The 1207-nt window shown below is 36.4% G+C and carries 1 protein-coding gene; it reads right to left on the bottom strand.

What is annotated here, in order from left to right; all coding sequences use genetic code 11:
* Positions 1–87: 87 nt before the first annotated feature.
* Positions 88–852, bottom strand: coding sequence for a mechanosensitive ion channel family protein (locus tag ASJ81_RS12960; RefSeq protein ID WP_245860128.1), 765 nt, complete (start codon positions 850–852; stop codon positions 88–90).
* Positions 853–1207 lie beyond the last annotated feature (355 nt).

Below are 1207 nucleotides of genomic sequence, written 5' to 3' on the forward strand. Positions count from 1 at the left end.
CAGTATTTTATTACTATGATCTATCTAAAATTAGGAAAGTTAGATTTCAAACTACCCATCTGAAATGACGAAGAGCCAAGTTTCTTTTTATTGTCCTTTTCCTGGATAGTTCATAAGATCAATACCTACTGCGGTTCCTACCAGAATATCTTCTTCTTTCTCGAAAGCCTCGAGAATGCTTGAGATCAAAAGATGGCTAATTATTCTTCTTTTCTTGGGTTCTACGACATATCTTAACCGCATTTCAATCCAGTTTTCCTCCAGTTTCATAAAAAGATTTGTATGTACATCATAGGTTGTAAAAAAATATCTCTCACCCATAAGCAGAAGTTCCTTTTTTGCCAGCTCTTCGAACTCACCTACAACCGGACCTGCAGCTTTTAGAGCAATTTCTTGAGCTTTTCTCCAGTTGCTGCCGTAAATCAGTAGAATACGAATTTCGTCCCATATGAAGGAGTAATCTCTGGTATAGTTTTTTATGGTCTGGTTGAGAACAAAACTGTTTGGGATACTGATAATTCTGCCAGTATACTGATCTGCTTCAACCCATTCTCGGATTTCCATAAGTGTAGTGTTGAGGCTTCCTATGTCCAGGACATCGCCTACAGTATCCTGAACCTGGATCCTGTCCCCTGCTTTGAAAGGACGAGCTATAATAAGGAGGATCCCTCCTGCTATATTTCTAAGCATGTCCTGAAGGGCAATTGCAATTCCAGCACTCAGAATCCCATAGGCAATAAGTAGGGTACTGGTTCTCTCAATCCAAATTGCAAAAAGGAAAGCAAAAGCAATAACAGTAATAAGTATGGATGCTGTTTTTCTTAGAAGATATCTATCTTTGGTAGTTGGCACTCTTCTAAGAATAAGACTTTCGGTAATGAAATTTATTATATAGGCTAGAAAGAGTATGATTAAAGAGATAAGAAGGGCATCCAATAGGGACCTATCTTCGAAAATAGAATAACTCGTAAAGTATCGGACATATGCAATAAAAAGTATCAAAATGAGTAAAATAAAAGCATTAAGTTCCCTGATTCCCCTCATATAAATAAATATCACGTAAGTATATATAATGTCTTTTATATAATGAGCCTATCCCAAAACCTTGAATTTTGAATAATTGCTCTAATTTCTAACATGAAAATAGTATAACCTAGCTTCGGCAGGTTAACGCAACTAGAGGTATATATTTTCATATTCCTCTCCC

This window comes from Methanosarcina spelaei, from assembly GCF_002287235.1.
Taxonomy (GTDB): domain Archaea; phylum Halobacteriota; class Methanosarcinia; order Methanosarcinales; family Methanosarcinaceae; genus Methanosarcina; species Methanosarcina spelaei.